Genomic DNA, 2,684 nt, shown 5'->3' on the forward strand with positions numbered 1-2,684 from the left:
AAATTACCGGCTTCGGCTTTTTTACCCATTTCCATACAAATCACACCTGCTTTGTATAAATAACGAGGTGTTGTAAAATCATTCGTATTGGTACGCGCTGCTTTTTCATAATATTCCAATGCTTTTGCATTATCATTTTTCTGAGCATACGCATCGCCTATTGCACCTGTGGCAATTGCTCCCGTAAATGTATCGTTCCCTTTATATTGCTCTAAATATTTGATCGCATCATCGTACTTTTTCAAATTCAAGTAAGCAATACCCGCATAATAATTAGAAATATTTCCTGAATCTGTCCCAGCATACTGACTCGCCAACTCTACCGCACTTTGCTTTCCTTCAGCACCTTTAACAACCAAAGTAAATAACGAATCCTGAACTTTAGGATCTTGCGCATCTACAGCCGCTTGAAAATTTTGTTGGGTTACTAACAAATCATCCGTTGCTTGCATTTCATTGGGCTCCACAATAAATTTTTGATACATTAAATATCCGATTGTTAGTAAGGCAGCACCTCCAATAAATCCTAAAATAAATTTTTGGTTACGCGCCACCCACTCTTCCGTACGGGAAGCCGTTTGGTCTAAAGCATCAAAAGCACGCGCTGTTGTACTATCTTTTGCATCCACATTAGGTGTATCTTCAATGAATTGATTGTCCATTGGAACATTACCTTCATTTTCATCTTTCTCTTTGGGGGCCTTATAACCTCTTTTATTATATGTCGCCATTTATATTGAATTTAGTGTGGGCAAAAATATAATTTTTATTCAAATTTAAAAGCGCTTTTTTTCGATATTTTTCAATAATTTGCACCTCCCAAAATTATAGCACTCCATTTTGGGCCAATTCGGTAACCCTTTGTCCTGCAATGTTTTTAAAACGTATCGCTTTATTGAACTACAAAAACCTTACAGACGTCAATTTCGAATTTGACGCTAAGATCAATTGCTTCGTTGGTAAAAATGGCGTGGGCAAAACCAATGTGCTCGATGCTATCTATCATCTCGCTTACGGTAAAAGTTACTTCAATCCCTTGGCACTTCAAAATATTCGGCATGGAGCAGAGTACTTTATGATCGAAGGTGAATTTGATAAAAATAACCGACCCGAACAAATTGTTTGTAGTTTAAAAAAAGGGCAAAAAAAAATCCTGAAACGCAATGGCAAATTGTATGAGAAATTTTCAGATCACATTGGGTTTATTCCCTTGGTAATTATTTCTCCATCCGATTCCGACTTGATTACCGAAGGTAGTGACACACGTAGACGGTTTATGGATACGGTTATTTCGCAGCTGGATGCCGAATATTTATTCCAACTCATACAGTACCAAAAAGTTTTAGGGCAACGCAATGCGCTTTTAAAATATTTTGCGCTGAATTTTACTTATGACCATGACACACTGAGCGTGTATAATGAACAACTAGCCAATTTGGGACAACCTTTATTCGAAAAACGGCAAGCCTTTGTCACTGAATTTACGCCTATTTTTCAAAAACACCACCAACAAATTACTGGACAGGCTGAACAGGTGCAATTACATTATGAAAGCGACTTATTTACCGCTACTTTGTTGGACCTTTTAAACAATAGTATAAACCGAGACAAACAGTTGCACTATACTTCGACTGGAATTCATAAAGATGATTTAGCATTTTTGATTGACGAACATCCGATCAAAAAATTTGGCTCGCAAGGGCAACAAAAATCGTTTTTAATCGCTTTAAAGTTGGCTCAATTTGAATTTGTAAAAAAACAAAGTGGCGAAAAACCAATTTTAGTATTGGATGATATTTTTGATAAATTGGATGAAAGTCGGGTAGGTCAACTTATAGCAATGGTTAATCAAGAAGAGTTTGGACAATTGTTTATCTCTGACACCCATGCTGAGCGCACCGAGACAATTGTAAAAAACACCCAACAATCGTATAAATTATTTCATTTGTAATCAATCCTACAGAATAGCTATCTTTACGTAGCTATTTTTGTAAAAATGTATCGTATGAAAACAAAAATTATAACCCTTATCCTACTCTTTTTAGGTTTATTTTCGTGTCAAAATAAATCAAGCACTGAAACAACATCGGCATCAGATGAATCCATCTATGAAAAAATAGAAGCTGGACAATTTGCTGAATTGCTGCAAGCAAATCCACAAGCACAAGTCCTCGATGTGCGCACCCCCGAAGAATTTGAATCGGGACACCTCGAAAATGCACAAAACCTCAACTGGAACGAACCAGAAACCTTTGAAAAAGGAGTAACAACTTTAGTTAAAGACAAACCTGTTTTTGTGTATTGTTTAGCGGGGAGTCGCAGTAGTGAGGCCGCTCAAAAATTACAATCCATGGGATTCACGACTATTTATGAACTGGATGGAGGTTACCTAAAATGGCGCGCGGCAGGATTGGCCAATGCGCAGGTATCGGGCGGAATGACCCAAGCGGATTTGGATAAAATTTTGAACACCGATAAAAAAGTATTAGTCGATTTTTATACCACATGGTGCGGTCCCTGTAAAAAATTAAAACCGATTTTAGACCAAATAGCCACTGAAATGAAATCCGAAGTGGTGGTGGTACGCATTGATGCAGAAGCCAATGCAGCATTGGCCGAAGCGTTAAAAGTAGAAGGTTATCCCACCTTAATTTTATATCAAAATAAAAAACAAATTTGGCGCA

At 37.3% G+C, this 2,684-nt stretch carries 3 protein-coding genes; 2 read left to right on the forward strand and 1 reads right to left on the reverse strand.

The features are described from left to right. A partial coding sequence (locus tag Q0039_RS10250; protein ID WP_297512441.1) for a tetratricopeptide repeat protein occupies positions 1–731 on the reverse strand: 731 nt, incomplete at its 3' end. 140 nt (positions 732–871) lie between these two features. Here Q0039_RS10250 and Q0039_RS10255 point away from each other — a divergent pair. Together Q0039_RS10255 and Q0039_RS10260 are read left to right on the forward strand one after the other, a co-directional pair. After that, complete coding sequence (locus Q0039_RS10255; RefSeq protein WP_297512444.1) at positions 872–1,951, forward strand: DNA replication/repair protein RecF; 1,080 nt, start codon at positions 872–874, stop codon at positions 1,949–1,951. 54 nt (positions 1,952–2,005) lie between these two features. Then, positions 2,006–2,684 (forward strand): thioredoxin domain-containing protein (locus Q0039_RS10260; protein WP_297512447.1); only part of this gene is annotated, 679 nt, incomplete at its 3' end.

The organism is Flavobacterium sp. (assembly GCF_027484945.1).
Taxonomy (GTDB): Bacteria; Bacteroidota; Bacteroidia; order Flavobacteriales; family Flavobacteriaceae; genus Flavobacterium.

What these genes read in the sequence shown, in the direction of transcription:
- Q0039_RS10255 (WP_297512444.1), top strand. Translation starts at nt 872, where the DNA reads ATGTTTTTAAAACGTATCGCTTTATTGAACTACAAAAACCTTACAGAC.